Genomic DNA, 24,715 nt, shown 5'->3' with positions numbered 1-24,715 from the left:
ACATCTCCATGGATGCTTCCAGAATCAATCAGAGCCAAAACCGCAAGCCCGATCAGCTTCAAATCACCGCCGGCCATATGCGATTCGCCTGCCCTTGAGGGGGAGATGTCCGGCAGGACAGAGGGGGATGTCACGCCCGTAGGCCGTCGTAGATTGGGGTGTCGGTGCCTGACGTTCGATCCGGCCGTTGGCCCGTCGTTCCCTCGCACTCACCTCTATCCGCTACGCCTCCGCCCCGAAGAACGAGGCGAGGACGACGATCAGGATGATCGTGTAGATCGCCACCGAGCCCGCCACCAGCAGGATCTGATAGTTCCGCCCGACGCTCGAACGGGTGACCTCGCGGGCCTGGTGCAGGAGGTTCGGCCAGGTGTAGGAGACGAAGTCGCCCTGCGTCATGATCGAGACGACGCGGCCCTGTTCGTCGACGATCGGCAGGCGGCGGAACCGCTCGTTCGACATGACCCGCATCCATTCGATGAGGTCGTCCTCGGCCCTGGCGGCCCGCGGCTTGGCGGTCATGATCTCGCGCAGCCGGGTGGCCTCGGGATCGCGCCTGGCGCCGACCAGCCGCTTCATGACGTCGCGTTCGGTGACGACGCCGATCAGCTTCTCGAACTCGTCGACGATCATCACCGAGCCGACATTGCGCTCGGTCATCGCCGTGACGGCGGCCATCGCCGTGTCCTCGGGCCCGAAACACAGAGGCTTCGGCTTGTCGCGGAATTCCGGCCTGTCCTTGATCTTCACGGGGTGCCCTCCCAGTCGAAAACCGGAAAGCTAGTCTGATCAAGCCGCCTGAACAGTGCCGATGCTTGCGATCCTGTTGTAAAATCGATGTTGCAGGCGCGAAACGACTTTGCTGTCCCGCAGGATATATTCAGATTTCGACAGTTTCTGAAGCAATCGTTACATGAGTTTCGGCAGCTTACGCCAGCGGTCCGTCAGACCAATTCCCGGTCGCTGGCATCGATGAAGCGGGGCCCTCGAGCATATCCTTTAGCGCCGGTCAGAGACCGGCACCAAGGGTATCAGGTGTCAGAGGCGGTGCCAGCGGTTCGCGGCGGCGTCGTCGGTGTCACGCGCCTCCACCCAGCCGCCGGTCGTGCCGTCGACGAGATGCTCGCGCTTCCAGAACGGCGCCGAGGTCTTCATGAAATCCATCAGGAAGCTCGCCGCCTCGAAGGCCGCCTGCCGGTGTGCCGAGGTGCAGGCGACGAGGACGATCTCCTCGCCGGGGGCGATCAGGCCGTGGCGGTGGATCGCGGCGCATCCGAGGATCGGCCAGCGCGAGGCGGCCTCGTTGGCGATCTTGCCGATCTGCTTTTCGGCCATGCCGGGATAGTGTTCGAGTTCCAGCGCCTTCAGACGGCCGCCTTCGTCGCGGCAATAACCGGTGAAGGTGACGAGCGCACCGACGGCCCCCGATCCGGCCAGCCGCGAGGCGACGGTGCCGGCGTCGATGCGCTCTGCGGTCACGCGCACCTCGATCGACGGCTCCGGGCGGGGGCCCCCGCCCGCGTCTTCCTGCTTAACTTCGCTGCCGCTTGCGGCACCGCGATCATACATCGTGGCGGCAAGCGCGCTGCTGTCTGGGGTCTTTGCCATTCTCAGCCTCCGGTCATCGGAGGAAAGATCGCGACTTCCTTCGCGCCGGCCAGCGGCTCGGAATGGTCGACATGCTCGTGGTCGATGGCGACGCGGATGATCTCCGGCGCTTCGAGCGCCGCGCCATAGCCTTCGCCGCGGCCCTTCAGCCAGCCGAGGAGATCGCCGACGGTCTCAACGCCCTCAGGCAGTGCGACCTCCTCCTCGGCAAGGCCGATCCGCTCGCGCACCCAGGCGAAATAGGCAAGTTTCATGGGGAAGCTCCTGTCCTCTGCTGCCGGAAATGGCGGGCGAGGGCGCCGATGGCAAGGGCTTCTGCGTGGTTCGCCGTGCCGCGCCGGTTCACCCGGCTCTGGGGCTTCCATTCGCCGGTCATGTCGGATTTCGGCGAAGCGGAGAAGCCTTTCATGACGACGAAGATGTTCACTGCCGGTCTTGCCGGCGCCGTCACCCTGGCGATGACGGCTTCCGCCGGCGCCCACGAGGCCTGGCTGCTGACGCCGCAGGAAATGATCTCGCTCGCCGCCGCGCCGAAACCGGCGCTCTTCACCAGCCCGCTTCTCGCCGGCCCGCTGGCGGGCGCGCTCGCCGGTGTGGTGTTCGCGGCGGTCTGCCTCGAGCCGCGCTGGCAGGCCATCGAGGACCGGCTGCTGCGTCCGCTCGCGGAAAGGGTCGGGGAGTTCGGCCCGCTCCTCGTGCGCATCGGCCTTGCGATCATGTTGTTCACCGCGGCGCTCGGCCTCTTGCCGGCAGCCGGCGTTGCGGTCGGTACGCGGCCGACGCTGTTCGTGCCGGACATGCAGCTGAAGCTCTTCGACCCGGCATGGGGTCTTCTGGTGCCGGCCCAGCTGGCACTGGCGGCGATGCTGATCACCGGTCTCGGCGTGCGGATCGCCGGTGTCTGCGTCGCGGCGCTGGCCGTTCTCGGTCTTCATCTCTTCGGCGAGACCTTCCTCGCCTATGCCGGACACTTCGTCGTCCCGGGCCTCTATCTCGCCTTTGCCGGTGCGGGGCGCTTCGCGATGAAGTTGCCCGAACGGCTCGCCGGCCGGGTGCCCGCGGGCTCGCCGCTCGACCGCCTGGAGCTGACGCCGGCGGTCTATCGCGGGCTGATGATCCTGTTCGGGGCAAATTTCGCCTATCTCGGGATCACCTACAAGCTGATGCAGCCGACGCTTCTGATCGCCATCCTCGAACATGGCCAGTTCCCCGAATTCGGCCTCGGCTACGGCCTCGTCGCCTTCGTCATGACCTTCGTCGAGGTCTCGGCCGGGCTGCTGCTCGTCGCAGGCATCCTGGTGCGGCCGATCGCGCTGTTCCTGATCTCGGCCTTCACGCTCTTCGCGCTGACCCTCGGCGAGACGCCGCTGTTCCATGCCAATCTCTATGCCATGGCCTTCGTCTTCCTGATGGCCGGGGCGGGCGCCCGCCGTGCCGCTGGCCGTCGGGACAGGATGCCCCTGGCGCCGGTCGGAGCGCTGGCCGAACAGGCCGCGTGAGACCTGCAGGGCTCTGCGAAACTGCCGTTTCTTCCGCTTCGAAGAGCATGATCAGGGTGGCTGGTCGGCGTGGTCTCCACGCGCACCACCCGGGACGGGGCGCCTCCGCCGCAGGCGCCCCGTCTTCGTGTCGATCACCGGGCAAACCGATCAGCAGCCGCAAGGCGACGATCTGCTCTCGGCCTTCCACTCCCGCCGGCATCACAGCGATTTCCAGGCTCTTCGAGGTCCGACGATGTTTCGTGTCACCATGTTCCGCCGCGCGCCCGTCGCACTCGCCCTGTCGCTGCTTCTCGGCGGCGTCTTTGCGGCGACGTCGCTTCTCGCCGAGGATCGCGAGCCGCCGCAGTCGCTCTTCGTCAGGGTGGCCGAGGAAGCGCCGCTGCCGAAGATCGTCGCACGCGCCGAGAAGGATGCGGACGGCGAATGGACGGTCTCGATGGCGGCGGAAAATTTCCGCTTCACCGAGATCTGCAAGGCGGTCGAGGGCAGCGAGGTCGTCGGCCACGTCCACATCTACGAAGGCGACAGGAAGCTCGTCTCCGCCTATGCGCCCGAGAAGTCGATCGGCAGGCTCTCGCCCGGCCGGCACGAACTGACGATCACGCTGCAGGCGACCGACCACCGTGCTTTCGCGACGAAGGACGGCATGATCACAGCGCGGCTCGTCATCGAGGCGTGATCACCGGCGGCCGTCGCCGGCTGTCTGAGGGCGGGCGGGGCCCTACCGCCTGTCAGTCGTCGATGTGCCGAAGCCCGGCGCGGAAATAGTCGTAGCCGGTGTAGAGCGTCACGATCGCCGAGACCCAGAGAAGGACGAGGCCGAGCTGGCTGATCCCCGGCATGAACTCGTCGCCGGCGGGCCCGGCGAGAAGGAAGGCGATGGCGATCATCTGGATCGTCGTCTTCCACTTGGCGAGCCGCGTCACCGGGACGGAGACCTTCAGCTCGGCGAGATATTCGCGAAGGCCCGAGACGAGGATCTCGCGGCAGAGGATGATGATCGCCGCCCAGAGGCTCCAGCCGGCGATGCTCCCCTCGGCGGCGAGCAGCAGGAGGACGGCGGCAACGAGAAGCTTGTCGGCGATCGGATCGAGCATCCGGCCGATCGTCGAGGACTGATTCCAGGCTCTGGCGAGATAGCCGTCGAAATAGTCGGTGATCGAGGCGGCGATGAAAATGCCGAGCGCCGTCCATCGGGCGTAGTCGGGGCTGCGCAGCTGGCCTTCGAGGAAGAAGCACATGACGACGAGCGGAACGCAGACGATCCGCGCATAGGTCAGGATGTTGGGAAGGCTGAGGGCCCTAGACGCCATGATACGCTTGCCTGCGGGATGTGTGGGCTGGTTTCTCAAAGCGCGGGCGGGGCCGTCAAGTCAACCGGCCCGGCGTAAAGATCCGATCTTCGCCTTCGAACGTGGCGATTGTCGGAGGGAATCCACTTAGCCGGATCGATCCTACTGGACAATGCTTTGAAGATGCGTCCCGCGTGGATGGGGTGGCCGCAGTCGGCATTTCGGAGATAGCGCATTGAGCAATTCAAGTGAAAACAGTCTGTGCGGCTGGCTCGCTGAAAGGCGATACAGAAGCGCGCGAGAGTGATGACAACTGCGATAAAATGAATTGGATAGACGCTGTCACATGTCATGCAATTGGACGCTGCCGGGGCCAAACGGCAGCGGCTGTCTGGCATACCCTTGCAGGATTGGTTGAAGTCCTCTTTATCCCTCAATGCCCGCGAGTTTATTCATGTCAGATGTAACGGCAGGACATAGCCATTTGATTGAAATAGATGGTGAGGGCACGCTGACCATATACAGAATATTTCCTGATCGCGCCGATAAGCAGATCTATACGTCTGTTCAGCTCCCTAGAAAGCAATTTCAGGGAGATAAAGAGGGCTTCGAACGGTTTGCGCGAGTTCTTGGGGAAAACATCCTGATGGATTCGCCGCAAGCCAGGGATGCTTTTGGCGTCTGAGAACTACCTCTCCAGATCTCATTCCCCGAGGTGGGTTCGACGCCGCGTCTCACACGCCCCGCCATTGCTTTGATCCGGCCCGATCGCATTGGAGACTCTATGCCGGCGCGAGCGTTGCAATGCGCGCCGCCGATCGTGAATGTTTCACCCGCCGGCATGGAAATGGTCGTAAATCGACTGCGCCATGGCCGCCGAGATGCCGTCGACCTCGGTGAGATCGCTGAGCGCCGCCCGCGAGACGGCCTTGGCCGTGCCGAAATGGTGGAGCAGCGCGCGCTTTCGCGACGGGCCGATGCCGGCGATCTCGTCGAGCGGGTTCTTCACCAGCTCCTTCTTGCGCTTGGCCCGATGGGTGCCGATGGCGAAGCGGTGGGCCTCGTCGCGCAGCCGCTGGACGAAATAGAGCACGGGATCGCGCGGCGGCAGCGAGAAGGGCTCGCGGCCGTCGGTGACGAAGCGCTCGCGGCCTGCATCCCGGTCGACGCCCTTGGCGACGCCGATGGCGGTGATCCGGTCGGCGATGCCGAGTTCGTCGAGGATCGCCCGCACCGCCGACATCTGCCCTTTGCCGCCGTCGATCAGCACGAGGTCCGGCCAGGCCGGCATCGGCGCGTCCTCGGCGGCGTCCTCCGCCATCTCGCCGTCGGGGAGAGCATCCGCCGGGGCGGCCTCGCCGGCCAGCGCCGTGTCGGCGGTCGCCGGCATGTCGTCGGCATGCTCCTTGATGAGGCGGGAGAAGCGGCGGCGGATGACTTCCTTCATCATGCCGAAGTCGTCGCCCGGCGTGATGTCCTCGCCCTTGATGTTGAACTTGCGGTACTGGTTCTTGGCAAAGCCTTCTGGCCCGGCGACGATCATCGCGCCGACGGCGGCGGTGCCCATGATGTGGGAGTTGTCGTAGACCTCGATGCGCCGCGGCGTGCGCGACAGGCCGAAGGTCTGTCGCAGCCCGTCGAGGAGCCGCGCCTGGGTCGATGTCTCGGCGAGGCGGCGGCCGAGCGCCTCCTTGGCGTTCGAGGCGGCGTGGTCGACGAGGTCGCGCTTGGCGCCGCGCGACGGCACCTCGATCTTCACCCGGCGCCCGGCCTTCAGGGTCAGCGCCTCGGCGAGCAGCGCCTCGTCATCGACCTTCACCGGCAACAGGATCAGCCGCGGCGCCGGCGTGTCGTCGTAGAACTGGCCGAGGAAGGCGGCAAGCACGGCCTCCGGCTCCAGCGACGGGTCGGCCTTGGGGAAATAGGCGCGGTTGCCCCAGTTCTGGCCGGTGCGGAAGAAGAACACCTGGATCGAGGTGAGGCCGCCCTCCTGATGGATGGCGAAGACGTCCGCCTCCTCGATGCCCTCGGGATTGATCCCCTGATGGCCCTGAACGTGGGACAGTGCGGCGAGGCGGTCGCGGTAGACCGCGGCGCGTTCGAAGTCGAGATCGGCCGAGGCCGACTGCATGGAGTGCGACAGCATCGTCTTCACGTCGCTCGACCGGCCGGACAGAAACGCCGTCGCCTCGTCGACGAGTTCGGCATATTCGGCCTCGCTCACCTCGCCGGTGCAGGGGCCGGAGCAGCGCTTGATCTGGTAGAGGAGGCACGGCCTGGTGCGGCTGTCATAGACCGAGTCGGAGCAGGTGCGCAGCAGGAAGGCCCGCTGCAGGGCGTTGATCGTCCGCCCGACCGCCCCGGCCGAGGCGAAGGGGCCGAAATAGCGGCCCTTGCGCGAGCGCGCGCCGCGGTGCTTGAGGATCGCCGGGGCGGCGTGATCCTGGCTGATCAGGATGTAGGGGAACGACTTGTCGTCCCGCATCAGGACGTTGAAGCGCGGCCTCAGGCGCTTGATGAGGTTCGCCTCGAGGAGCAGCGCCTCGGTCTCGGTGCGGGTGGTGACGAACTCCATGTTGCGCGTCTTGGCGATCATCCGCGCGATGCGCTGGGTGTGGCCGCCGAGCCGGGTGTAGTTGACCACCCGCTTCTTCAGGGAGCGCGCCTTGCCGACATAGAGGATCTCGCCGTCATCGCCGAACATCCGGTAGACGCCGGGCGAATTCGGCAGCCGCTTTGCCAGCGCGGCGATCAGCTCCGGTCCCTTGAGATCCGCATGGACGGACTTGCCGGCATCGTCCCACTCGATCGCCCCGATCAGCGCATCGGATGCCCTGACGGCCGGGGCGGACGCGGCGGTCGGCTCGTCCTCGTCATCCTCCGCGACATCGCCGCCGAAATCTGCGGCGTCGCCGGGCGCACCCTCCGCCTCGTCCGTTTCGAACGGTGCGGCGACGTCCTCGTCCTCTGCGGCTTCCGGCATTGCGGCGTCGTCGCGCTGATCTCGTTGTGGACGCGAACGGCCCAACTCGGTCTCCTCGTTCAACTCCGGCGGGCTCATCGCCGGCCGGCCTGTCATATATGATGGCGCATGATTCGAAATGCAGGGGGCGCGGCGCCCGACCACGGGTGCCCGCGCCACCGCACCGGATCTGCGAGGCCGCTCTCGATGCTTGTTGCGAGATTGCAACATTGCCGGAAAAGTTTTGCGGAACGATCGGCTTGCCGTTTCCCGGTCCTGTTTCCGGCGTCTGTGCACCCCACTTGTGTAACGGTGCCGTGTCGCCGACAATCGGCGATGGCGAGCTGCCGGTCTGATTTTGCAGGCCGGGAAGGCGGGGCCGAAAGGTCCGGCGAGCGCTCGCGAGCCAGTGGTGGAACGACGATGCCGATGACCCGTATCGGAACATTCGCCGCTATCTTGTCCGGCGTGCTGGCCCTCGCCACGGGCAGCGCCTCGGCGGCCGATGTCGTCTTCGAGCAGCCTTCAGCGCCTTCGCCGGAAGCGCCGGCCTCCATCTATGTCTGGTCCGGCCCCTATGCCGGTGCCTTTGTCGGCTACAATTTTGCCCGCTTCAGGGATGCCGGCGGCGCTTCCTTCGACGGCGACGGCTTCGTCGGCGGCGTCTATACCGGTTATAATTTCGAGGCCGCGCCGATCGTCTACGGCATCGAGGCGGATATCGGCGGCTCCGGTGTCGACGGCTCGGGGTTCAGCCCAAGTCTCGGCGGCGACGTCGATGGCGAGCAGAACGTCTTCGGCTCGCTGCGCGGCCGAGTCGGCTATCAGGCCGATCCCTTCCTGGTCTTCGCCACGGGCGGCGTCGCCGCCTCGCGCAACGAGCTCTCCCTTAACGGCGCCTCCGACAGCAAGACCCATATCGGCTATACGGTGGGCGCCGGCGTCGAGGCGAAGATCTCCGACGATCTCTCCGGGCGACTCGAATACCGCTATTCGCGGTTTGGCGACGAGACCTACGATCTCGGCAATACCAGCGTCTCTTCCGGCTTCGACGAACATTCGATCCGCGCCGGCATCGCGCTGAAGTTCTGACCGCGTCCCGCGCGGCTCGCGGCAAACCGGCACGATCGGCCATGTGCCAGGGTTTGCCGTCGGACGCTGCGACCCGCAATTCTCTGATGCATTCAGTTTGCCGAATGATTGCGGCCGGGAAATATTCATCTAATATAGCAGTATAATGATCATTGCATTCTCCGACGGGTTCACCCTCGCTTAAACGATTTGCTGCAATTTGACCGGGAGCTGAGGAAAAATCTCCTCACCCGTTTGTTTGAACGACGGACAAATTGCCATGAGACTGAATCAGTTTTCCATCGCCAAGCGTTTCTTTGCGTCATTGCTTCTGCCGTTCATCTTCATATTTGCGATCGGCAGTCATGAGATATCGGAGTTCTATGGCAAATACGTCCAGATGAGCGCCGTCGTCGAAACCGGCGTCGAGCTCGACGCTCTTGGCAAGCTCGTCCACTGGCTGCAGGTCGAGCGCGGCACGTCCTCCGGCTTTCTCGGCTCGGGCGGCAAGAAGATGCAGGACAAGATGCTCGGCGCCCGCGAAAAGGTGGACGCGGCGCTGGCCAGTTTCCTGGTGCAGGAGCGCAAGCTTGCCGAGACGACGGAAGCCGACCTCCACCGCTACATCGACATGTCGTCCGAGGCTCTCGCCCGGCTCGCCGAGGTCCGCAAGGAGGTCTCGGCGCTGTCGACCCCGCGTGAGACCGCCTTCGACTATTACAACGCGACGATCGACTCGCTGATGCGTCTGATGAGTGCGATGAGCAAGTCCGAGCGCGGTTCCACGCTGCCGGACCGTCTCGCCGCCTATAACAATCTGGTCCTGGCGAAGGATCTCGCCGGGCGCGAGCGGGGCGAGGGGGCCGGCATCATCGCTTCGGGATCGCTGTCCGAGCGGGGTTTCGAACGGTTCCGGCAGCTCTCCGGCGGCTTCGTCGCCCATATCGAGCGCTTCATCGCCCTCGAGCCGGCAAGCGCCGAGGCGGGCCTGCGCCAGCGTCTCGACGACGCGGGGCTGCAGCAAGCGCTGACGATGAGTGCCCGCATCCTGAGGGACGGCGTTGGCGGCGACCTTACAGGGCTCGATGCCGGCGAGTGGTTTGCCCTGACGACGGGCGTCATCGACGAGATGGCGAGGATCGAGACCGAGACGCTGCAGACGATCCAAGCGCTCGCCGCGGCCTCCAGCACTGAAAAATGGAACAGCTTCGTGCTGCTCTCGGTGCTCGTCGCCGGAACGGCGCTGCTGGTCATCCTCGGCTCGGTGGTGATCGCCCGCTCGGTGACGCGGCCGCTCAACGCCCTGATCGCCTGCATGAGGCGTCTCGCCGAAGGCCGGGTCGACATGTCAGGCGTCGATACGAGCGGCGAGGACGAGGTCGCCCAGATGGCCCGCGCCGTTTCCACCTTCGCCACCGTGACGGAGGAAAATGCCCGCAGGAAGCTCGAGGAGGACCGGCAGCATCTGGAAGAGCGCGAAGCCCAGCAGCGGCAAATCGAGGCGGAGCGCCGGGAAAGCGCCGAGCAGATGGAGCGGGTGATCGCCGAGATCGGCAACGCGCTGAAGCGGCTGTCGGAAGGCGACGTCGCCTTCCGCATCGCGGCGGAACTGCCCGGCGCCTACGACGCCCTGCGCAAGGACTACAACGAATCCGTCCGGATGCTGGAGGCGACGATCCTCGCCGTCAAGGCGGTCGCCGACAGCGTCGAGCGCGGCGTCAGCGAGCTGCGGGTCGCCTCCGACGATCTCGCCCGCCGCACCGAGCAGCAGGCGGCGGTGCTGGAGACGACCGCCGCCTCGATGGCCGAGGTGTCGACCACCGTCACCTCCACCGCGAAGCGTGCCACGGCCGCGGGCACCTATGTCGCCGAAGTTTCCGACTTTACCCGTTCCTCCGGCCAGCTGGTCGAGGAGTCGGTGAGCGTCATCGGCAAGATCGCCGACTCGTCCAAGGAGATTTCCCAGATCGTCTCGGTGATCGACGAGATCGCCTTTCAGACTAACCTCCTCGCCCTCAATGCCGGCGTCGAGGCGGCGCGGGCGGGCGAGGCCGGCAAGGGCTTTGCCGTTGTGGCGCAGGAGGTACGCGACTTGGCCCAGCGTTCGAGCAACGCCGCCAACGAGATCCGCGGCCTGATCGACCGCTCGGTCACCTCGCTTGAAAGCGGCGTCTCGCTGTTCGAGCGGACCGGCGGCGCCCTCGGCACGATCCTCGAAAAGGTCGAGACGATCCGCACCGAGGTGAGCGCAATCGTCGATGCTTCCCGCGAGCAGGCCGATTCCGTCAGCCACGTCAACGACACGCTGTCGCAGATGGATACGACCACCCAGCAGAATGCCGCTCTGGTCGAACAGGCGACCGCGGCGACCCACGGCCTTGCCGGCGAGGCGACGGCCCTTGCCGGCCAGATCGCCGCCTTCAAGGTCGAGCAGCGGCAGCCGGCAAAGCTCGCCCGCGCGGCGTGACGAGGTAGCGGTTTCCTTCCCCGCACCTTCCGGCGCGTCCCGGCGCCCGCGGCTTCTCGCTGCGGGCGCTTTCGCGCGACGAACCTACCGGCCGGCGACGACGGTGCCGGGGCCGCAGCCGAGTGGCCCGGGGTCCTTGCCGCCGTGGATGTTGGCGTTGATGTTGTGCACCATCTTGACCAGCGCGTGGGACGACAGGTGCCGCTTCAGTTTCGATGGATCGCTGGCGCCCGCCGAGACCAGCACGGTGTAGGCGCGGGTGAAGGTGATCAGCGTGATCTGACGGTTGTCGTCGGAGGTGCCGGTCTTGGCCGCGACGTCGTTGACGAAGCGGCTGCCATTGGCGGTGCCGGTCGGCCCGGTCGTCGCCTGGAGCATTTCGTGCAGGGCGTCGAAGCCCGCCGTCAGCCGCGCATCCTTCGCCAGCGGCTCGGCCTTTTCCTCGAGCACCACCGTCTGGTCGCCGCGCTGGCGGGCTTCCTTCAGGATCAGCGGGCCGTTGGAGACCTTGCCGCAGGTGGCGACGGTCACATAGGCGTCGAGGAGATCCATCAGATCGACCGGCTCGGCGCCGAGGGCGAGCGAGCGGTCACGGCCGCCGGAAAAGCGGAAGCCGGTCTTCATGCGGGAGAGGACGTCGTTGGCGCAGCCGGGCCCGAAGCGCCGCATCATCGCGACGAAGGGCGGGTTGCGACTCGCGGCGAGGGCCTGTTCGAGGCTGATCCGGCCGAGATAGCGCCGGTCGCCGTTCCTGACCGGCGGAACGCCGATGGGGGCGTCGTCGACCCGGGTCTGCGCCGTCCAGCCCTTGTCGACGAGGGCGCAGAGGCTGAGCAGCGGCTTCACGGTCGAGCCGGGATAGATCTTGGCGTCCGGCGGGGCGACGATCGCCTCGATGCCGCCCGTCACGTTGTTGACGACGACGGCGGTCAGCTGGTCGTAGCCGGCGCGGCGGATCGGCGGGGCGTATTTCTCGATGGCCGACTGCAGATAGAGCTGAGTCTCGGAGGAGTAGAAGGTGACGACGTCGAGCCCGCCCTCGATGCCCTGCAGCCGGCGGGACAGCCGCGTCACGGCAAGGTCGCGGGCCGGGCCGAACTGGTCGGACAGGCGCCGGTCCTTGGCGAAGGCATGGGCGGCGAAGCGGCGCGGCAGCGAGGCGCTGGCGACCGCCTTTTCGGTCAGCGTCTTCGGCTCGATCCCCATGGCGAGCAGCAGCCTGCGGGCCTCGCGCATGTTGCGCGGCTTGGTCGGATTGCCGGCGGTCGGGTTCTTGATGGTGACGGCGAGGCTTGCCGCCATGTCCGGGGTGAAGGCGACGCTCTGGGTGCGCTCGCGCTTGAAGGAATAGCCGAAATAATAGCGGGCGGCCGCCTCGATCCCCTTGGTGTTGTGGCCCATGAAGGGGGTGTTGAAATAGAATTCGAGGAGCTGCTTCTTCGAAAAGTGCCATTCCAGCCAGAGCGCGATGGCGAGTTCGTCGAACTTGCGGCCGAAGTCGCGGCGGCTGCCGACATAGACCTGCTTGGCGATCTGCTGGGTGATGGTGGAGCCGCCGCGCGGATCGTCGCCGAACTGGCTGAGGAGCGCCTTGCCGATGGCGATCGGATTAAAGCCGGCATGGTAGAAGAACCAGGAATCCTCGCTGGTCAGGATCGCCTGGCGCATCACCTCCGGAACGTCGTCATAGTCGACATACATCGCCTCCTCGATCGGGGCGTTCCAGGGCTGGTCCCTGTGGCGGGAAAGATCGACGATCAGCCGGTTCGAATGGACCCGCTCGCGGGTCGTCTCGACGCTCGCGCCGTAGCGCGCCGCCACCGCATCGACCCAGGAATGCACGCCGACGAGGCCGCAGCCGAAGATCAGGATGAGGAAGGAGAGGACGAGCCAGATCGTCCGATAGCGAGGAGCCTCGTCTGGCGTCTCCTCAAGACGGGGAGTGTCTGCCTCCGCTTCCATGCGCCGTCCCCGTTCTTTCCCCATCGTTAACCATCGCGATATGGGTGCGCCGGGATGCCGCCGCAACGAAGTGCCGCCCGAGGCGGGCTTCCGACCCTTTCGACAATGGTCCGGTCTGATGCCGGCGCGCGGCAAGTGGAAAGCGCAGAGGGCGATGGTGAAGGAGAGGTTAAGACCGGCGGCGGCAGCGGCCCGCGATGGTCAGGGTCCGGTGAGGCCGAAGCTGTTGCGCAGCCAGCTGCGCGGCACCGCAAGCGAGCCGAGGGTCAGGCAGAGGGCGAAGCCGCCGATGCACCAGAGAGCGCCTTCGGCGAGGGCGCGAAGCAACAGGACGCCGGTCACCGCCCCGGCCAGCATGCCGATCCAGGGAAAGATCTGCACGAGGAAGCCGGGATTGCGCTCGCCGCAGAGAAGCCGCCCGATGCCCTTGCCGAAGCGCGACAGGGCGCCGGTGACATAGGTGAGGCCGAGCGGATGGCCGGCGACGTTGTCGACGGCGGCATTGAGCATGCCCATCGCGAGGACCAGCGGCAGATAGGCGAAGGGCGAGGGTTCTGGTCCCGCGACCAGCGCGGCGGCGCCGGTGGCGATCGTCACCATCAAAAGCAGCGGCCATTGCCGGCCGCCGGACTGCCGCACGACGACGACGCCGGACGCATTGCCGACGACGAAGACCGCGACGATCGCCGAAAGGCGCAGGATCGCGCCGCCGTTGCCCTCGCCGATGGCGATGGCGAGACGCGTGGTGTTGCCGCTCATGAAGGACAGGAAGTCGCCGGCCCGCAGGAAGCCGATGGCGTCCGTCATGCCGGCGAGAAAGGACAACAGCGCGACGAAGCCGAAGCCGAGCGCCTTCTGCCGCGCCAGAGGGCGGCCCGCTTCGCCGTGGGCAGCGCCGGACGTTGCGACGGGCAAGGCTCCTTCCGGCCGGCGATCGCGGAACATCGGCGCCTCAGGGCTTCAGCCGGTTCGGCTCGCCGGGCGCCGCCGCCTCGATGGCAAGGGCATGGACGCCGCCGGCAAGCTCGTCGGAAAGCAGCGCGTTGATCGCCCGGTGGCGGGCGATGCGGCTCATGCCGGCAAACGCGCCGGAGACGATCCTGACGCGAAAATGCGTCTCGCCCGAGCCGTCAAAAGCGGCGTGGTGATCGCTGCCGGCATGGTGATGGCCGGCATGCATGTGGCTTTCGTCGACGATCTGCAGCCCTTGCGGCTGGAAGGCCTCGACGAGCTTGGCCTCGATCCTTGCCCTGGTGCTCATGTCGCTCCCCTCGTGAAGCAGCCGCCACTCTCGCCCGGCCAATGTTGCGCGGGACTTGCCCGGCCGCGGAAACAGCCCGGAATTTCCGGTTTTTTCAGGCCTGTCAATTCTTGTTCGCATCAGCGTCGAGCCCCATAATCGCCTGCGATGAAACTCGACTCCAAATATTTCGACGCGATCCGCGTCAAAGGCAAAGCCTCTGCCGGCGCCAAACCGCGGGCGCCTGTCTGCGCGTGGGAGGGCTGCGACGAGGCAGGCCTCTACAAGGCGCCTCTCGGCCGCGATTTCGAGGGGCAGTATCTGAATTTCTGCGTCGATCACGTCCGCCAGTACAACAAGTCGTACAATTATTTCTCGGGCCTCAACGACGACGCCATCCAGAAATATCTCAAGGACGCAATGACCGGCCATCGCCCGACCTGGTCGATGGGCCGCAGCGGCTCGACCCAGAGCACGGCGCGCAGCGGTCGGGCCGGATCGCGGCCGCGCGACCCATTCAACCTGTTTGGCGAGGACGGCGCCCCGCGCCCCGAGACCCGCCGGCCGAAGGTGAGGCCGCTGGAGAAGAAGGCGTTCGAGAATCTCGGCCTCGAGGCCGGCGCCACTGGCGAAGCGATCCGCCGCCGCTATAAGGATCTGGTGAAGCAGCTGCACCCGGATGCCAATGGCGGCGACCGCGGGCAGGAGGACCGGCTGCGCGAGGTCATCCAGGCCTACAAGCTGCTGAGGCAGGCGGGCCTCTGCTGACGAGGCTACGCGCCGGCGACGGCCCGGCGACGCTTCCAGGACCACCCACCGGTCCATTGCGTTGCAGTGCGGTTTCCGTCATCGTTCTGTCGCAGCCCCGCCTGCGGATGATCGTCGGCGGAGCCCCTCACACGGCGGTGTCCGCGCCGGGCGCCTGACCCCCGGTCGCGGTCGCCGCTTTGCAAAATGGTTGACCCGCCCCGCCGCGTTCCGACAATACGAGGCACGGCATCGGCCGGGCGAAGATGAAGCATGATGGCGCGTTGCGGCTCGTCTGCCGGAGACAGCGCCCTTGGAGGTATGATGAGTGCAGCGGAACAGGAAGTGGCAGCCCTCCCGGATGCCACGGTCTCCGTCCGCGAAACCTTCGGTTTCGAGAGCGATCTGAAAGTCCCCGCCTTTTCCGAGCGTGACCCGCACGTGCCGGAAATCGATCCGGACTACATTTTCGACAGGCCGACGACGCTGGCGATCCTCGCGGGCTTTGCCCGCAATCGCCGCGTCATGGTCTCGGGCTATCACGGCACCGGCAAGTCGACCCATATCGAGCAGGTCGCGGCACGGCTCAACTGGCCCTGCGTGCGCGTCAATCTCGACAGTCACGTCTCCCGTATCGATCTCGTCGGCAAGGACGCGATCACCGTGCGCGAGGGGATGCAGGTCACCGAGTTCCGCGACGGCATCCTGCCCTGGGCCTATCAGAACAACGTCGCGCTGGTCTTCGACGAATATGATGCCGGCCGCCCGGACGTGATGTTCGTCATCCAGCGGGTGCTGGAATCCTCCGGCCGTCTGACGCTGCTCGACCAGAGCCGGGTGATCCGGCCGCACCCGGCCTTCAGGCTCTTCGCGACGGCGAATACCGTCGGCCTCGGCGACACGACGGGGCTCTATCACGGCACCCAGCAGATCAACCAGGCGCAGATGGACCGCTGGTCGATCGTCACGACGCTGAACTACCTGCCCCACGACACCGAGGTCGGCATCGTTCTCGCCAAGGCGAAGAGCTTCGACAATGCCGAGGGCAAGAAGACTGTCTCCAAGATGGTGCGCGTCGCCGATCTCACCCGCTCGGCCTTCGTCAACGGCGACCTCTCGACCGTGATGAGCCCCCGAACGGTGATCACTTGGGCCGAGAACGCCGAGATTTTCGGCGATATCGGCTTCGCCTTCCGGCTGACCTTCCTCAACAAGTGCGACGACCTCGAACGGCCGCTGGTGGCGGAGTTCTATCAGCGCGCCTTCGGTGAGGAACTGCCTGAAAGTGCGGCGAATCTCGTGCTGGATTGATAGGGCGCGATTGGGCTTCAACCGAACCGGAGGCGGGTCGGAGCGATGAGCAAGACGCTGGAGCGCATGCGTCTCAATCCGAAAGCCGACTGGCAGATCAGCGATGTTTTGAAGGCTTGCAGGGAAGTCGGAGCGAAATGCGGAACGCCGCCGGGCGGAGGTTCGCACTATTATGTTAAGATGCCCGGGAAGCGGGACCGACTGACGGTGCCGGCCCACAAACCGATCCGGGATGTCTATATTCGAAAGCTGATCCGTTATCTCGAGTCATAGGATTCAAGGCTGTGACGACGACAACTTACAGACATGCGGACGGGTCGGTGTTTCGACCCGAGGCCTACAGCGTGACTGTTACGCCGCTGTGCGATGCCGACGGCGGTGGGTTTCTCGCCACAATCTGCGATCTGCCGGGCTGCATGGGAGACGGCGAAACCGAAATGGAAGCCATCGCTGACGTGAGGTCTGCTGCTTTCGCTTGGGCGGAGGGCGCCTTGGCGGACGGTGAAGAGCTTCCGCTTCCGACAAATCCCGTGCAGGAAGCAGCAGAGTAATCGCGTTCATGGCATCGATCGGCGACAACAAGCGTCCCCCCCAGGGCAAGGCAACCGACCGCGAGCCCTTCCGCCGTGCGGTGGCGGGCGCCCTCCGGGCGATTTCCGGCGACCCCGAGATGGAGGTCACCTACGCCTCCGACCGTCCGGGGCTTGCCGGCAACCGGGCGCGGCTGCCGGAGCTGCCGAAGCGCGCGACGCAGAACGACGTCGCCGTCACCCGCGGCCTTGCCGACGCGATGGCGCTGCGCAAGGCGCGGCACGACAGCCGTCTCCATGCCAGCCTGTCGCCTGACGGCAAGAGCGCCCGCGCCGTCTACGACGCCGTCGAGCAGGCCCGCTGCGAGGCGATCGGCGCCAATGCCATGGCCGGCGTCGGCGACAATCTCGCCTCGATGCTGGAAGACAAGTATTTCCGCTCGAACCTTTCCGACGTCACCGACCGTGCCGAAGCACCGATCGAGGACGCCGTGGCGCTGATGGTCCGCGAAAAGCTCACCGGCCGGGCCGTGCCTGACAGCGCCCGCGCCCTCGTCGACGTCTGGCGCGATTTCATCGAGGACAAGGCGGGCCGCAATTTCGAGGCGCTGCCGGGCGTGCTGGAAGACCAGCAGGCCTTTGCCCGCGCCATGCGCGACATGCTGGTCTCCCTCGAAATGGCCGAGCAGCTTTCCGAGGAGAGCAATTCGGAGGAGGACGAGGACCAGGAGGAAGAGCAGGGCGACAACCAGAGCCGCGACAACGAGGAGAGCGGCTCGGAAAAGGACGCCGGCAGCGAGGAGGCCGAGGCCGAAGAATCCGAGACCGAGGGCGAGAACGAGGAGACGGCCGAGGCCGAATCCTCCGAGGTCACCGCCGAGGATCCGGTCGACGACGACAGCCAGGACACCGAGACTCCCGGTGAATCGCGCCGGCCGAACCAGCCGCTCGATCGCGACGCGCCGCAGTTCGACTACAAGGTCTTCACGCCGCAGTTCGACGAGATCGTCGGCGCCGAGGAACTCTGCGACGAGGCCGAACTCGACAGGTTGCGGGCGTTCCTCGACAAGCAGCTTTCCTCGCTCCAGGGCGTCGTCGGCCGCCTCGCCAACCGGCTGCAGCGTCGCCTGATGGCCCAGCAGAGCCGCTCCTGGGATTTCGACCTCGAAGAGGGTTATCTCGATTCGGCACGGCTCGTCCGCTTGGTCATCGATCCGATGCAGCCGCTCTCCTACAAGATGGAGCGCGACACCGATTTCCGCGACACGATCGTGACGCTGCTGATCGACAATTCCGGCTCCATGCGCGGCCGGCCGATCACCGTCGCGGCGACCTGCGCCGACATCCTGGCGCGCACGCTGGAGCGCTGCGGCGTCAAGGTCGAGGTGCTCGGCTTCACCACGAGGGCCTGGAAGGGCGGCCAGTCGCGCGAGGCCTGGCTGAAGGCCGGCAAGCCGGTAAAGCCCGGCCGGCTCAACGACCTTCGCCATATCGTCTACAAGTCGGCGGACGCCCCCTGGCGGCGGGCAAGGCGCAATCTCGGCCTGATGATGCGCGAGGGCCTCTTGAAGGAGAACATCGACGGCGAGGCGCTGATCTGGGCGCACAACCGGCTGCTCGCCCGCTCCGAGCAGCGGCGGATCCTGATGATGATCTCGGACGGCGCGCCGGTCGACGATTCGACCCTGTCGGTCAATCCCGGCAACTATCTGGAGCGCCATCTGAGGGCGATCATCGAGGAGATCGAGACCCGCTCGCCGGTCGAGCTTCTTGCCATCGGCATCGGCCACGACGTGACGCGCTACTATCGCCGCGCCGTCACCATCGTAGATGCCGAGGAGCTTGCCGGCGCGATGACCGAGCAGCTCGCCGACCTCTTCGAGGACGAAGGGACCGGCGGCCGGGCCGCCGGCAGCACCTATCGCAGGGCAGGCGCCCGCCGTTGAACCCCGTCGCAAGTGGCAGGCAGAAGCAAACAGGACATGCGGCCGTCGCACGGCGAGCGGCGCTGGCAGCGCTGCTCCTCGTTCTCGGTCAGCCCGCTGGGGCGGCGTCGGAACGGCAGCGCGGCGCGGCGGAGCCGATCACCATCCGCGCCGAAGAGATCACGCGGTTCCGCAAGGGGTCCGAAACGACCCGCTTCGGTGAGCTGAGCTTTCTCGGCGGATTGCAGTTTTCTTCCTTCGACAGTCGGCTGGAGGGGATCTCGGCAATCCGGCTCGATGCTTCGGGGGCGCGCTTTCTCGCCGTCACCGACAAGGGCAGCTGGCTCGCGGGGCGGATCAGCCGCGACGCCGCCGGCAGGCCGACCGGCTTTGCCGATGCCACCATCGCGCCGCTGCGCGATCGTCTGGGCCGGCCGATTTACGGCAAGGCGCTCGGCGACGCGGAATCCCTCGCGGTCGACGGAAACACCGCCTATGTCGGCTTCGAGCAGCATCACCGCATTTGGGCCTACGACATCGACCGGCTGGATTCCGGCAGAGCGCGCAATCTGCCGATGCCGATCCCGGTGCAGGAACTGCGGGCGAACAAGGGGCTCGAGACGCTGGCGATCGCGCCGGAGGCTTCGCCCGTCCATGGCGCGCTGGTCGCGGTCTCGGAGCATTCGATCGATCGGGACGGCAACCTCTTTGCCGGGATCGTCGGGGAAAGGGCCGGCGAGGGCGTCTTCAAGGTCCGGCGCGATGCCAAATGGGAGGTCTCGGACGGCGATTTCCTGCCGGATGGCGACATGCTGATCCTCGAGCGGCGCTTCGAGGGCATCTTCGGCGGGCTCGGCATCCGCATCCGCCGTATTCCGGCGGAGGACATCCGTCCCGGTTCGCTTGCCGACGGGCCGGTGATCTTCGAGGCAGACCTTGCCGACGAGATCGACAACATGGAGGGGCTCGACGTCTGGCAGGACGACGAAGGCCGCACGCGGCTGACGCTGGTCTCCGACGACAACGGCTCGATCTTCCAGCGCAACCTGCTGCTGGAGTTCGTGCTGGAGGACGGGGCCGACCGCCGCACCGCCGTCGGGCAGTAGGCAACCCGAGGCGCACCGCTCGCAAGCGTCACCTCTCACGCCCTCGGCCCGACAGCCCCGGTCTCAAGCCCTGAATTTCGAACCCTCAAACGCCGACGGCGCGGCCCCTTTCGGAGCCGCGCCGTCGCGCAATTCATGACCGGGACCGTCGGAACGGCCCCTTGAAGGACAGATCAGGCTGCGGCCTGGGCCTTGTCGCCGGTCGGCACTTCCGAGATCGTCTTCAGCACCTGCGAGGCGATCGCATAGGGGTCGCCCTGGGAGTTCGGGCGGCGATCCTCGAGATAGCCCTTGTAGCCGTTGTTGACGAAGGAGTGCGGCACGCGGACCGAGGCGCCGCGGTCGGCGATGCCGTAGGAGAACTTGTTCCACGGCGCCGTCTCGTGCTTGCCGGTGAGGCGCATGTGGTTGTCCGGGCCGTAGACGGCGATGTGGTCCTCGAGGTTCTTCTCGAACTGGCCCATCAGCGCCTCGAAATAGGCCTTGCCGCCAACTTCGCGCATGTGCTTGGTCGAGAAGTTGCAATGCATGCCCGAGCCGTTCCAGTCGGTGTCGCCGAGCGGCTTGCAGTGCCATTCGATGTCGATGCAGTAGGATTCGCAGATGCGCATCAGCAGGTAGCGGGCGATCCACATCTGGTCGGCGGCCTTCTTGGAGCCCTTGCCGAAGATCTGGAATTCCCACTGGCCCTTGGCGACCTCGGCGTTGATGCCCTCGTGGTTGATGCCGGCATCGAGGCACTGGTCGAGATGCTTCTCGACGATCTCGCGGGCGACGTCGCCGACGGCGCTGTAGCCGACGCCGGTGTAGTACTTGCCCTGAGGCTCGGGATAGCCCTGGGTCGGGAAGCCGAGGGGCCGGCCGTCCTTGTAGAAGAAATATTCCTGCTCGAAGCCGAACCAGGCGTCGTCATCGTCGAGAACGGTGGCGCGGCTGTTCGACGGATGCGGCGTCGTTCCGTCCGGCATCATGACCTCGCACATGACGAGGACGCCGTTCTTGCGGGCGGGATCCGGATAGGAGGCGACCGGCTTCAGCACGCAGTCGGAGCTGGAGCCCTCGGCCTGCATGGTCGAAGAGCCGTCGAAGCCCCAGAGCGGCAGCTGATCGAGGGTCGGAAACTCGGCGAAATCCTTGATCTGGGTCTTGCCGCGAAGGTTCGGCACCGGCGTGTAGCCATCCAGCCAGATGTATTCGAGCTTATATTTCGTCATCAGTCATCTTTCATGAGTGGACGCTGCAGGGGCGTCGAAACACAACGGTCGTCCGGGGCGGGAGGAATGCGCCCGGCGGACCCGCTCGTGCACCATGCAGGACGCGTGCCAGATCGCCGCTGACGGCGATCGCGGACGGTGGTTTCCCGGTTCGATCGGATCGCCACGGCCGGCCGTCCGGCCGCAGCACCGCCGCCGGCACCGGCGCGCTGCGGCGCCATGCCGCTAATCTCGCGCAGGAACGGGCAACCGTGCCGGGAAGCTTACGATTGCCGGTTTGCGAGAGAGGCCGCGGCTACAGGCTCGCGAAGGCGTAGCGTGGGAGTTTCATGATCGTTTCGTGACAATCGCCGATTTCAGGCAGTTTCATCCCATGCCGCCGGAATAGGCAAAAATCAGACTATTTATTGGGCATCTTGCATAAGGACTGCGCATACCTACTTGTGGGAAAACCTCTCTCATGCGAGGCAGGAGATCGGAGGAGAACGACAAATGAACATCAGCGAAAACCGGCACAGCGCCCAGATCCTGCAGTTCCCGGTTGCGGCCCGGCGCGCCGCGGTGGAGGCATCCCGACACCCGGACCGGCGGACACTTCCCGACTTCGTCGAATTCGCGATGGGCAGCGCGTCCTATCACGACGACGCCATCCGCGAGGAGGCCGAGCGCCACAAGCGCGGCCACTGAGAGTTTCGGCGGCGGCCGCGGGTTCGACCGGCTTTTTTGAGGAGCAAACCGTCCGGCCGAACGACGCCGCGGTCTGCCGGTCCCATCTGGGTCGCGCCGGACCGATTTCGGCTTGCCAAAGGCGAGAGCCCGTCGCATCACCCGGGCCATGTCCGGACCGGCTCCCCACCGCACGCGCCTCGACGCCAGTCTCGTCGAGCGCGGACTTGTTGCAACGCGCTCGCGCGCCCGTGACGCGATCCTGCGCGGTCACGTCAGCGTCGACGGCCGCATCGAGACCAAGGCGAGCCTTGGCGTCGGCGCCGATCAGCAGGTGACGGTGAACGATCCGGCAGGGGGCTATGTTTCCCGCGCCGCTCTGAAGCTCGCCGCGGGTCTCGACCAGTTCGGCATCGATCCTGAGGAAAGAACGGCGCTCGACATCGGCGCCTCGACCGGCGGCTTCACCCAGCTGCTGTTGGAGCGGGGCGCGGCTCATGTCGTCGCAATCGATGTCGGTCATGGCCAGATGCACCCGACGATCGCCGCCGATCCGCGCGTCACGCTCCATGAAAACCTGAACGCGCGGGAACTGACGCGGGCCGACCTTGGCGGCCGGGCCATCAATCTGGTCGTTTCCGACGTCAGCTTCATCTCCCTGACCTTGGCTTTGCCGCCGGCGCTCGCCCTGGCGGAAGCTGGCGCCGAGGGCATCTTCCTGGTCAAGCCGCAATTCGAGGCCGGCCGTGAAGCGATCGGCAAGGGCGGCCTCCTGCGCAACCCGGCTGAGGCAGATACCGTCGCTGCCAGGCTGCGCGACTGGCTCGGCTCACAGACCGGATGGCAGGCGCTCGGCCTCATCCCTTCGCCGATCGCCGGCGGCGACGGCAACCGCGAATTCCTGCTCCACGGACGAAAGACGACGACTTGAGAGTGACCATCGAAAGCCTCGGCGCCAAGGGCGACGGCACCGCGCGGACGCCGGCCGGGCCGGTCTTCCTGCCGTTCACTCTGCCGGGTGAAGTGGCCGAGATCGACGCCGCTGCGGAGGGCGGGGCCCATCCCGCCTACGCGCTGGTCGAGGAAGCGCCGGACCGCCGCGCGCCGGCCTGCCCGCATTTCGGCCAATGCGGCGGCTGTGACCTGCAGCATGCGAACGAGGAGCTCTATCGGGCGTTCAAGCGTGAGCTCGTCGTCAGCGCCCTGGAGCGCGCGGGCGTCGGCGCGGAGGTGGCGCCGCTCGTCGCCTGCCCGCCACGCTCGCGCCGGCGGGTGACGCTGACGGCGGTGCGGGCGGGAAACCGCGTCCTCCTCGGCTACAATGCCGCCCGAAGCAACCGGGTGGTGGCGATCGAGACCTGCCCCATCGCTCTGCCGGCGATCGAGGCGGCGCTGCCCTTCCTGCAGAAGCTGGCGGGAATTCTCATCGATCGCAAGCGGCCGCTGAAGCTCCTCGTCACCGCGACGACCGCCGGGCTCGACGTCTCGGCGACTGACGCCTCCCGCCTCTCAGACAAGGCGCGGCAGCAGGCGATCGGCCTGACGCTCGAAGCCGGCATCGCCCGGCTCGCCGTCGATGGCGAGATCCTCGTCAAGGCCCGCCCGCCGCTGGTCGATTTTGCCGGCGTCGCCGTCGAGCCGCCGCCGGGCGCGTTCCTGCAGGCCGTCGAAAGCGCCGAGACCGCCATGGCCGAACTGGTCCTGTCGCATCTTTCGGGCGCAAAGCGCGTCGTCGACTATTTTTCCGGCTGCGGCACCTTCTCGCTGCGGCTCGCCCGCCACGCCGCCGTCCATGCGGTGGAGAGCGAGGCCGCGGCGCTGGAGGCGCAGGATGCCGCCCACCGCCGGTCGACGGGGCTGAAACCCCTGTCGAGCGAACGGCGCGACCTGGCGCGCCGGCCGGTGCCGGCCAAGGAGATGAAGCGCTTCGACGGGATCGTCTTCGATCCGCCGCGCGCCGGCGCCGAGGGGCTTTCGCGGGAGATCGCCGGGTCCGGCGTGCCGCGTGTCGCCGCGGTGTCATGCAATCCTGTCACGCTTGCCCGTGACATCAGGATACTCGTCGACGGCGGTTACAGGCTTCTCGGCGTGACGCCGATCGACCAGTTCCTCTGGTCGCATCACGTCGAGGCGGTGGCGCTCCTCACCCGGGACCGGTAGAACGCCACGCATTCGTGTCTTAAGGGCAAAGGGCGCTGTAACAGTTTGATGCGACGCACCGGCAGGGCGTGGAAGACTTGCCGTTTCACGCCCGGCATGCGAGCCAGAGGCCGCGAGCCGATGTTGCCCTTTCCGAAAGACGAGGCCGAGCGAATTTGACCGAATATCTCGCGCAATACGGATGCGGCCTGCTGTTCATCGTCGTCCTTCTGGAATCGACCGGCATGCCGCTGCCGGGCGAGAGCCTCGTCGTCGCCGGCGGGTTGCTCGCCGGCGACGGGTCGCTGCACATCCTGCTCGTCCTCGGCGCGGCGTTTCTCGGCTCGATCGTCGGCGACAACATCGGCTACCTCGTCGGCCGTCGCTACGGCCGGGCCATCGTGGTGCGCTGGGGCGAGCGTTTCGGCCTCGGCGAAAAGCGCTTCAAGATGGTCGAGGAGCGTTTCGAGAATTACGGCTTCGTCGTCGTCCTGATCGCCCGTTTCGTCATCATCCTGCGCCAGCTCAACGGTTTCGTCGCCGGCACGATGCGGATGAACTGGGCGCTGTTCCTGCTCTACAATTCGATCAGCGCAGCGGCCTGGTCGCTCGCCTATGGCGGGCTCGCCTATCTCTTCGGCACCGCCTTCCAGAGCTATTTTGCCGGCCATTCGACCTGGCCGCTCTATCTCGTCGCCGCAGCGATCTGCCTGATCGGCTGCTTCGGCACCTACAAGTTCCTGTTCAGCGTCGACGATGGCGATGCGGCGCAGGCTTCGACCGCCGACGCCCGCTCGGATCGCTGAGCGCCGCCCCGTCGTAACGTTCCTTCACCGGGCTCACGGAGCGCTGCCCGAAGACCCTCTGGCTGAGCCACCCTGCTTCGGGGCGAAAAAGTTGCATTTTGCAAGCAAAGGGCGCTGAGTTTAACGCTTCCTAAGAAATCGCCGGGCCAGGTTGCTGCACAGCAACA

24 protein-coding genes are annotated in these 24,715 nt (G+C 66.4%); 15 read left to right on the top strand and 9 right to left on the bottom strand.

Features of this window, described 5'->3' with window-relative positions; translation table 11 throughout:
- Window positions 1–222 precede the first annotated feature (222 nt).
- The 3 genes from E3C22_RS20015 to moaD all read right to left on the bottom strand — a co-directional run bounded on the left by E3C22_RS20015 (window position 223) and on the right by moaD (window position 1,862).
- The gene (locus E3C22_RS20015) at window positions 223–750 is read right to left on the bottom strand and encodes a CBS domain-containing protein (RefSeq protein ID WP_134763623.1); all 528 of its coding nucleotides are present in this window, start codon (window positions 748–750) and stop codon (window positions 223–225) included.
- A gap of 288 nt (window positions 751–1,038) precedes the next feature.
- On the bottom strand, window positions 1,039–1,608 hold the full coding sequence (locus tag E3C22_RS20010) for a molybdenum cofactor biosynthesis protein MoaE (RefSeq protein ID WP_245515093.1): 570 nt from the start codon (window positions 1,606–1,608) through the stop codon (window positions 1,039–1,041).
- A gap of 2 nt (window positions 1,609–1,610) precedes the next feature.
- Window positions 1,611–1,862 carry a molybdopterin converting factor subunit 1 gene (gene moaD / locus E3C22_RS20005; RefSeq protein WP_134763622.1) on the bottom strand — a complete coding sequence of 84 codons (252 nt, stop codon included), beginning with the start codon at window positions 1,860–1,862 and terminating at the stop codon, window positions 1,611–1,613.
- A 48-nt stretch (window positions 1,863–1,910) separates the two neighbouring features.
- Here moaD and E3C22_RS20000 point away from each other — a divergent pair, with 48 nt between their 5' ends.
- Both E3C22_RS20000 and E3C22_RS19995 read left to right on the top strand, forming a co-directional pair.
- Window positions 1,911–3,107, top strand: a complete 1,197-nt coding sequence (locus E3C22_RS20000; protein WP_134763621.1) for a hypothetical protein — start codon at window positions 1,911–1,913, stop codon at window positions 3,105–3,107.
- A gap of 235 nt (window positions 3,108–3,342) precedes the next feature.
- On the top strand, window positions 3,343–3,789 hold the full coding sequence (locus E3C22_RS19995) for a DUF6130 family protein (RefSeq protein WP_134763620.1): 447 nt from the start codon (window positions 3,343–3,345) through the stop codon (window positions 3,787–3,789).
- A 52-nt stretch (window positions 3,790–3,841) separates the two neighbouring features.
- Here the strand turns inward: E3C22_RS19995 and pgsA are convergent, their stop codons facing one another.
- A complete protein-coding gene (gene pgsA, locus E3C22_RS19990) occupies window positions 3,842–4,423 on the bottom strand; it encodes a CDP-diacylglycerol--glycerol-3-phosphate 3-phosphatidyltransferase (RefSeq protein ID WP_134763619.1) in 582 nt (193 codons plus the stop codon).
- Between the two features lie 433 nt (window positions 4,424–4,856).
- On the opposite strand from pgsA, the gene E3C22_RS19985 reads away from it, so the two are divergent.
- Entirely contained in the window at window positions 4,857–5,087 is a 231-nt protein-coding gene (locus E3C22_RS19985; RefSeq protein ID WP_134763618.1) for a hypothetical protein, read from the top strand.
- Between the two features lie 144 nt (window positions 5,088–5,231).
- Here the strand turns inward: E3C22_RS19985 and uvrC are convergent, their stop codons facing one another.
- Complete coding sequence (gene uvrC, locus E3C22_RS19980; RefSeq protein WP_134763617.1) at window positions 5,232–7,385, bottom strand: excinuclease ABC subunit UvrC; 2,154 nt, start codon at window positions 7,383–7,385, stop codon at window positions 5,232–5,234.
- 408 nt (window positions 7,386–7,793) lie between these two features.
- Between uvrC and E3C22_RS19975 the strand changes: the two genes are divergently transcribed.
- Both E3C22_RS19975 and E3C22_RS19970 read left to right on the top strand, forming a co-directional pair.
- Entirely contained in the window at window positions 7,794–8,456 is a 663-nt protein-coding gene (locus E3C22_RS19975) for an outer membrane protein (RefSeq protein WP_245515092.1), read from the top strand.
- 259 nt (window positions 8,457–8,715) lie between these two features.
- Window positions 8,716–10,902 carry a methyl-accepting chemotaxis protein gene (locus E3C22_RS19970; protein WP_134763616.1) on the top strand — a complete coding sequence of 729 codons (2,187 nt, stop codon included), beginning with the start codon at window positions 8,716–8,718 and terminating at the stop codon, window positions 10,900–10,902.
- A gap of 84 nt (window positions 10,903–10,986) precedes the next feature.
- Here E3C22_RS19970 and E3C22_RS19965 read toward each other — a convergent pair whose 3' ends face one another.
- The 3 genes from E3C22_RS19965 to E3C22_RS19955 form a co-directional block, all read right to left on the bottom strand.
- Window positions 10,987–12,864, bottom strand: coding sequence for a transglycosylase domain-containing protein (locus tag E3C22_RS19965; RefSeq protein WP_167591838.1), 1,878 nt, complete (start codon window positions 12,862–12,864; stop codon window positions 10,987–10,989).
- A 201-nt stretch (window positions 12,865–13,065) separates the two neighbouring features.
- Window positions 13,066–13,779 (bottom strand): YoaK family protein, encoded by a 714-nt coding sequence (locus E3C22_RS19960; protein ID WP_206026991.1) that lies wholly within the window; start codon window positions 13,777–13,779, stop codon window positions 13,066–13,068.
- 37 nt (window positions 13,780–13,816) lie between these two features.
- Window positions 13,817–14,125, bottom strand: a complete 309-nt coding sequence (locus tag E3C22_RS19955) for a BolA family protein (protein ID WP_134763613.1) — start codon at window positions 14,123–14,125, stop codon at window positions 13,817–13,819.
- 147 nt (window positions 14,126–14,272) lie between these two features.
- Here E3C22_RS19955 and E3C22_RS19950 point away from each other — a divergent pair, with 147 nt between their 5' ends.
- The 6 genes from E3C22_RS19950 (at window position 14,273) to E3C22_RS19925 (ending at window position 19,723) form a co-directional block, all read left to right on the top strand.
- Complete coding sequence (locus E3C22_RS19950) at window positions 14,273–14,872, top strand: J domain-containing protein (protein WP_134763612.1); 600 nt, start codon at window positions 14,273–14,275, stop codon at window positions 14,870–14,872.
- A gap of 303 nt (window positions 14,873–15,175) precedes the next feature.
- Window positions 15,176–16,162 (top strand): cobaltochelatase subunit CobS, encoded by a 987-nt coding sequence (gene cobS / locus E3C22_RS19945; protein ID WP_134763611.1) that lies wholly within the window; start codon window positions 15,176–15,178, stop codon window positions 16,160–16,162.
- Between the two features lie 45 nt (window positions 16,163–16,207).
- On the top strand, window positions 16,208–16,435 hold the full coding sequence (locus tag E3C22_RS19940) for a type II toxin-antitoxin system HicA family toxin (protein WP_134763610.1): 228 nt from the start codon (window positions 16,208–16,210) through the stop codon (window positions 16,433–16,435).
- Window positions 16,436–16,446: 11 nt separating this feature from the next.
- Window positions 16,447–16,713: a type II toxin-antitoxin system HicB family antitoxin gene (locus E3C22_RS19935; protein WP_245515091.1), complete on the top strand. Its 267-nt coding sequence runs from the start codon at window positions 16,447–16,449 to the stop codon at window positions 16,711–16,713.
- An 8-nt stretch (window positions 16,714–16,721) separates the two neighbouring features.
- Window positions 16,722–18,638 carry a cobaltochelatase subunit CobT gene (gene cobT / locus E3C22_RS19930; protein ID WP_134763609.1) on the top strand — a complete coding sequence of 639 codons (1,917 nt, stop codon included), beginning with the start codon at window positions 16,722–16,724 and terminating at the stop codon, window positions 18,636–18,638.
- Entirely contained in the window at window positions 18,635–19,723 is a 1,089-nt protein-coding gene (locus E3C22_RS19925) for an esterase-like activity of phytase family protein (protein WP_134763608.1), read from the top strand. Before cobT ends, E3C22_RS19925 begins: the two co-directional genes overlap by 4 nt.
- A 173-nt stretch (window positions 19,724–19,896) precedes the next feature.
- Here E3C22_RS19925 and E3C22_RS19920 read toward each other — a convergent pair whose 3' ends face one another.
- Entirely contained in the window at window positions 19,897–20,937 is a 1,041-nt protein-coding gene (locus E3C22_RS19920) for a glutamine synthetase beta-grasp domain-containing protein (RefSeq protein ID WP_134763607.1), read from the bottom strand.
- A 492-nt stretch (window positions 20,938–21,429) separates the two neighbouring features.
- On the opposite strand from E3C22_RS19920, the gene E3C22_RS19915 reads away from it, so the two are divergent.
- The 4 genes from E3C22_RS19915 to E3C22_RS19900 all read left to right on the top strand — a co-directional run bounded on the left by E3C22_RS19915 (window position 21,430) and on the right by E3C22_RS19900 (window position 24,548).
- The gene (locus E3C22_RS19915; protein ID WP_134763606.1) at window positions 21,430–21,624 is read left to right on the top strand and encodes a DUF2735 domain-containing protein; all 195 of its coding nucleotides are present in this window, start codon (window positions 21,430–21,432) and stop codon (window positions 21,622–21,624) included.
- A 148-nt stretch (window positions 21,625–21,772) separates the two neighbouring features.
- Window positions 21,773–22,534, top strand: a complete 762-nt coding sequence (locus E3C22_RS19910; protein ID WP_134763605.1) for a TlyA family RNA methyltransferase — start codon at window positions 21,773–21,775, stop codon at window positions 22,532–22,534.
- Window positions 22,531–23,763: a class I SAM-dependent RNA methyltransferase gene (locus E3C22_RS19905; RefSeq protein WP_245515090.1), complete on the top strand. Its 1,233-nt coding sequence runs from the start codon at window positions 22,531–22,533 to the stop codon at window positions 23,761–23,763. Before E3C22_RS19910 ends, E3C22_RS19905 begins: the two co-directional genes overlap by 4 nt.
- A 155-nt stretch (window positions 23,764–23,918) precedes the next feature.
- A complete protein-coding gene (locus E3C22_RS19900; protein WP_134763603.1) occupies window positions 23,919–24,548 on the top strand; it encodes a DedA family protein in 630 nt (209 codons plus the stop codon).
- Window positions 24,549–24,715 lie beyond the last annotated feature (167 nt).

The sequence above is a fragment of the Jiella endophytica genome (assembly GCF_004519335.1).
Classification (GTDB): Bacteria; Pseudomonadota; Alphaproteobacteria; order Rhizobiales; family Rhizobiaceae; genus Jiella; species Jiella endophytica.
The sequence above is the reverse complement of the archived record's forward strand: the minus strand, read 5'-3'. Positions and strand labels throughout refer to the sequence as shown.

Excerpts from the sequence above, each read along its gene's own strand:
- E3C22_RS20010 (WP_245515093.1), bottom strand. The coding sequence starts at position 1,608 with ATGGCAAAGACCCCAGACAGCAGCGCGCTTGCCGCCACGATGTATGAT.
- moaD (WP_134763622.1), bottom strand. The coding sequence starts at position 1,862 with ATGAAACTTGCCTATTTCGCCTGGGTGCGCGAGCGGATCGGCCTTGCC.
- E3C22_RS20000 (WP_134763621.1), top strand. The coding sequence starts at position 1,911 with ATGGCAAGGGCTTCTGCGTGGTTCGCCGTGCCGCGCCGGTTCACCCGG.
- E3C22_RS19995 (WP_134763620.1), top strand. The coding sequence starts at position 3,343 with ATGTTTCGTGTCACCATGTTCCGCCGCGCGCCCGTCGCACTCGCCCTG.
- pgsA (WP_134763619.1), bottom strand. The coding sequence starts at position 4,423 with ATGGCGTCTAGGGCCCTCAGCCTTCCCAACATCCTGACCTATGCGCGG.
- E3C22_RS19985 (WP_134763618.1), top strand. The coding sequence starts at position 4,857 with ATGTCAGATGTAACGGCAGGACATAGCCATTTGATTGAAATAGATGGT.
- uvrC (WP_134763617.1), bottom strand. The coding sequence starts at position 7,385 with ATGCCGGAAGCCGCAGAGGACGAGGACGTCGCCGCACCGTTCGAAACG.
- E3C22_RS19975 (WP_245515092.1), top strand. The coding sequence starts at position 7,794 with ATGACCCGTATCGGAACATTCGCCGCTATCTTGTCCGGCGTGCTGGCC.
- E3C22_RS19970 (WP_134763616.1), top strand. The coding sequence starts at position 8,716 with ATGAGACTGAATCAGTTTTCCATCGCCAAGCGTTTCTTTGCGTCATTG.
- E3C22_RS19965 (WP_167591838.1), bottom strand. The coding sequence starts at position 12,864 with ATGGAAGCGGAGGCAGACACTCCCCGTCTTGAGGAGACGCCAGACGAG.
- E3C22_RS19955 (WP_134763613.1), bottom strand. The coding sequence starts at position 14,125 with ATGAGCACCAGGGCAAGGATCGAGGCCAAGCTCGTCGAGGCCTTCCAG.
- E3C22_RS19950 (WP_134763612.1), top strand. The coding sequence starts at position 14,273 with ATGAAACTCGACTCCAAATATTTCGACGCGATCCGCGTCAAAGGCAAA.
- cobS (WP_134763611.1), top strand. The coding sequence starts at position 15,176 with ATGAGTGCAGCGGAACAGGAAGTGGCAGCCCTCCCGGATGCCACGGTC.
- E3C22_RS19940 (WP_134763610.1), top strand. The coding sequence starts at position 16,208 with ATGAGCAAGACGCTGGAGCGCATGCGTCTCAATCCGAAAGCCGACTGG.
- cobT (WP_134763609.1), top strand. The coding sequence starts at position 16,722 with ATGGCATCGATCGGCGACAACAAGCGTCCCCCCCAGGGCAAGGCAACC.
- E3C22_RS19920 (WP_134763607.1), bottom strand. The coding sequence starts at position 20,937 with ATGACGAAATATAAGCTCGAATACATCTGGCTGGATGGCTACACGCCG.
- E3C22_RS19915 (WP_134763606.1), top strand. The coding sequence starts at position 21,430 with ATGAACATCAGCGAAAACCGGCACAGCGCCCAGATCCTGCAGTTCCCG.
- E3C22_RS19910 (WP_134763605.1), top strand. The coding sequence starts at position 21,773 with ATGTCCGGACCGGCTCCCCACCGCACGCGCCTCGACGCCAGTCTCGTC.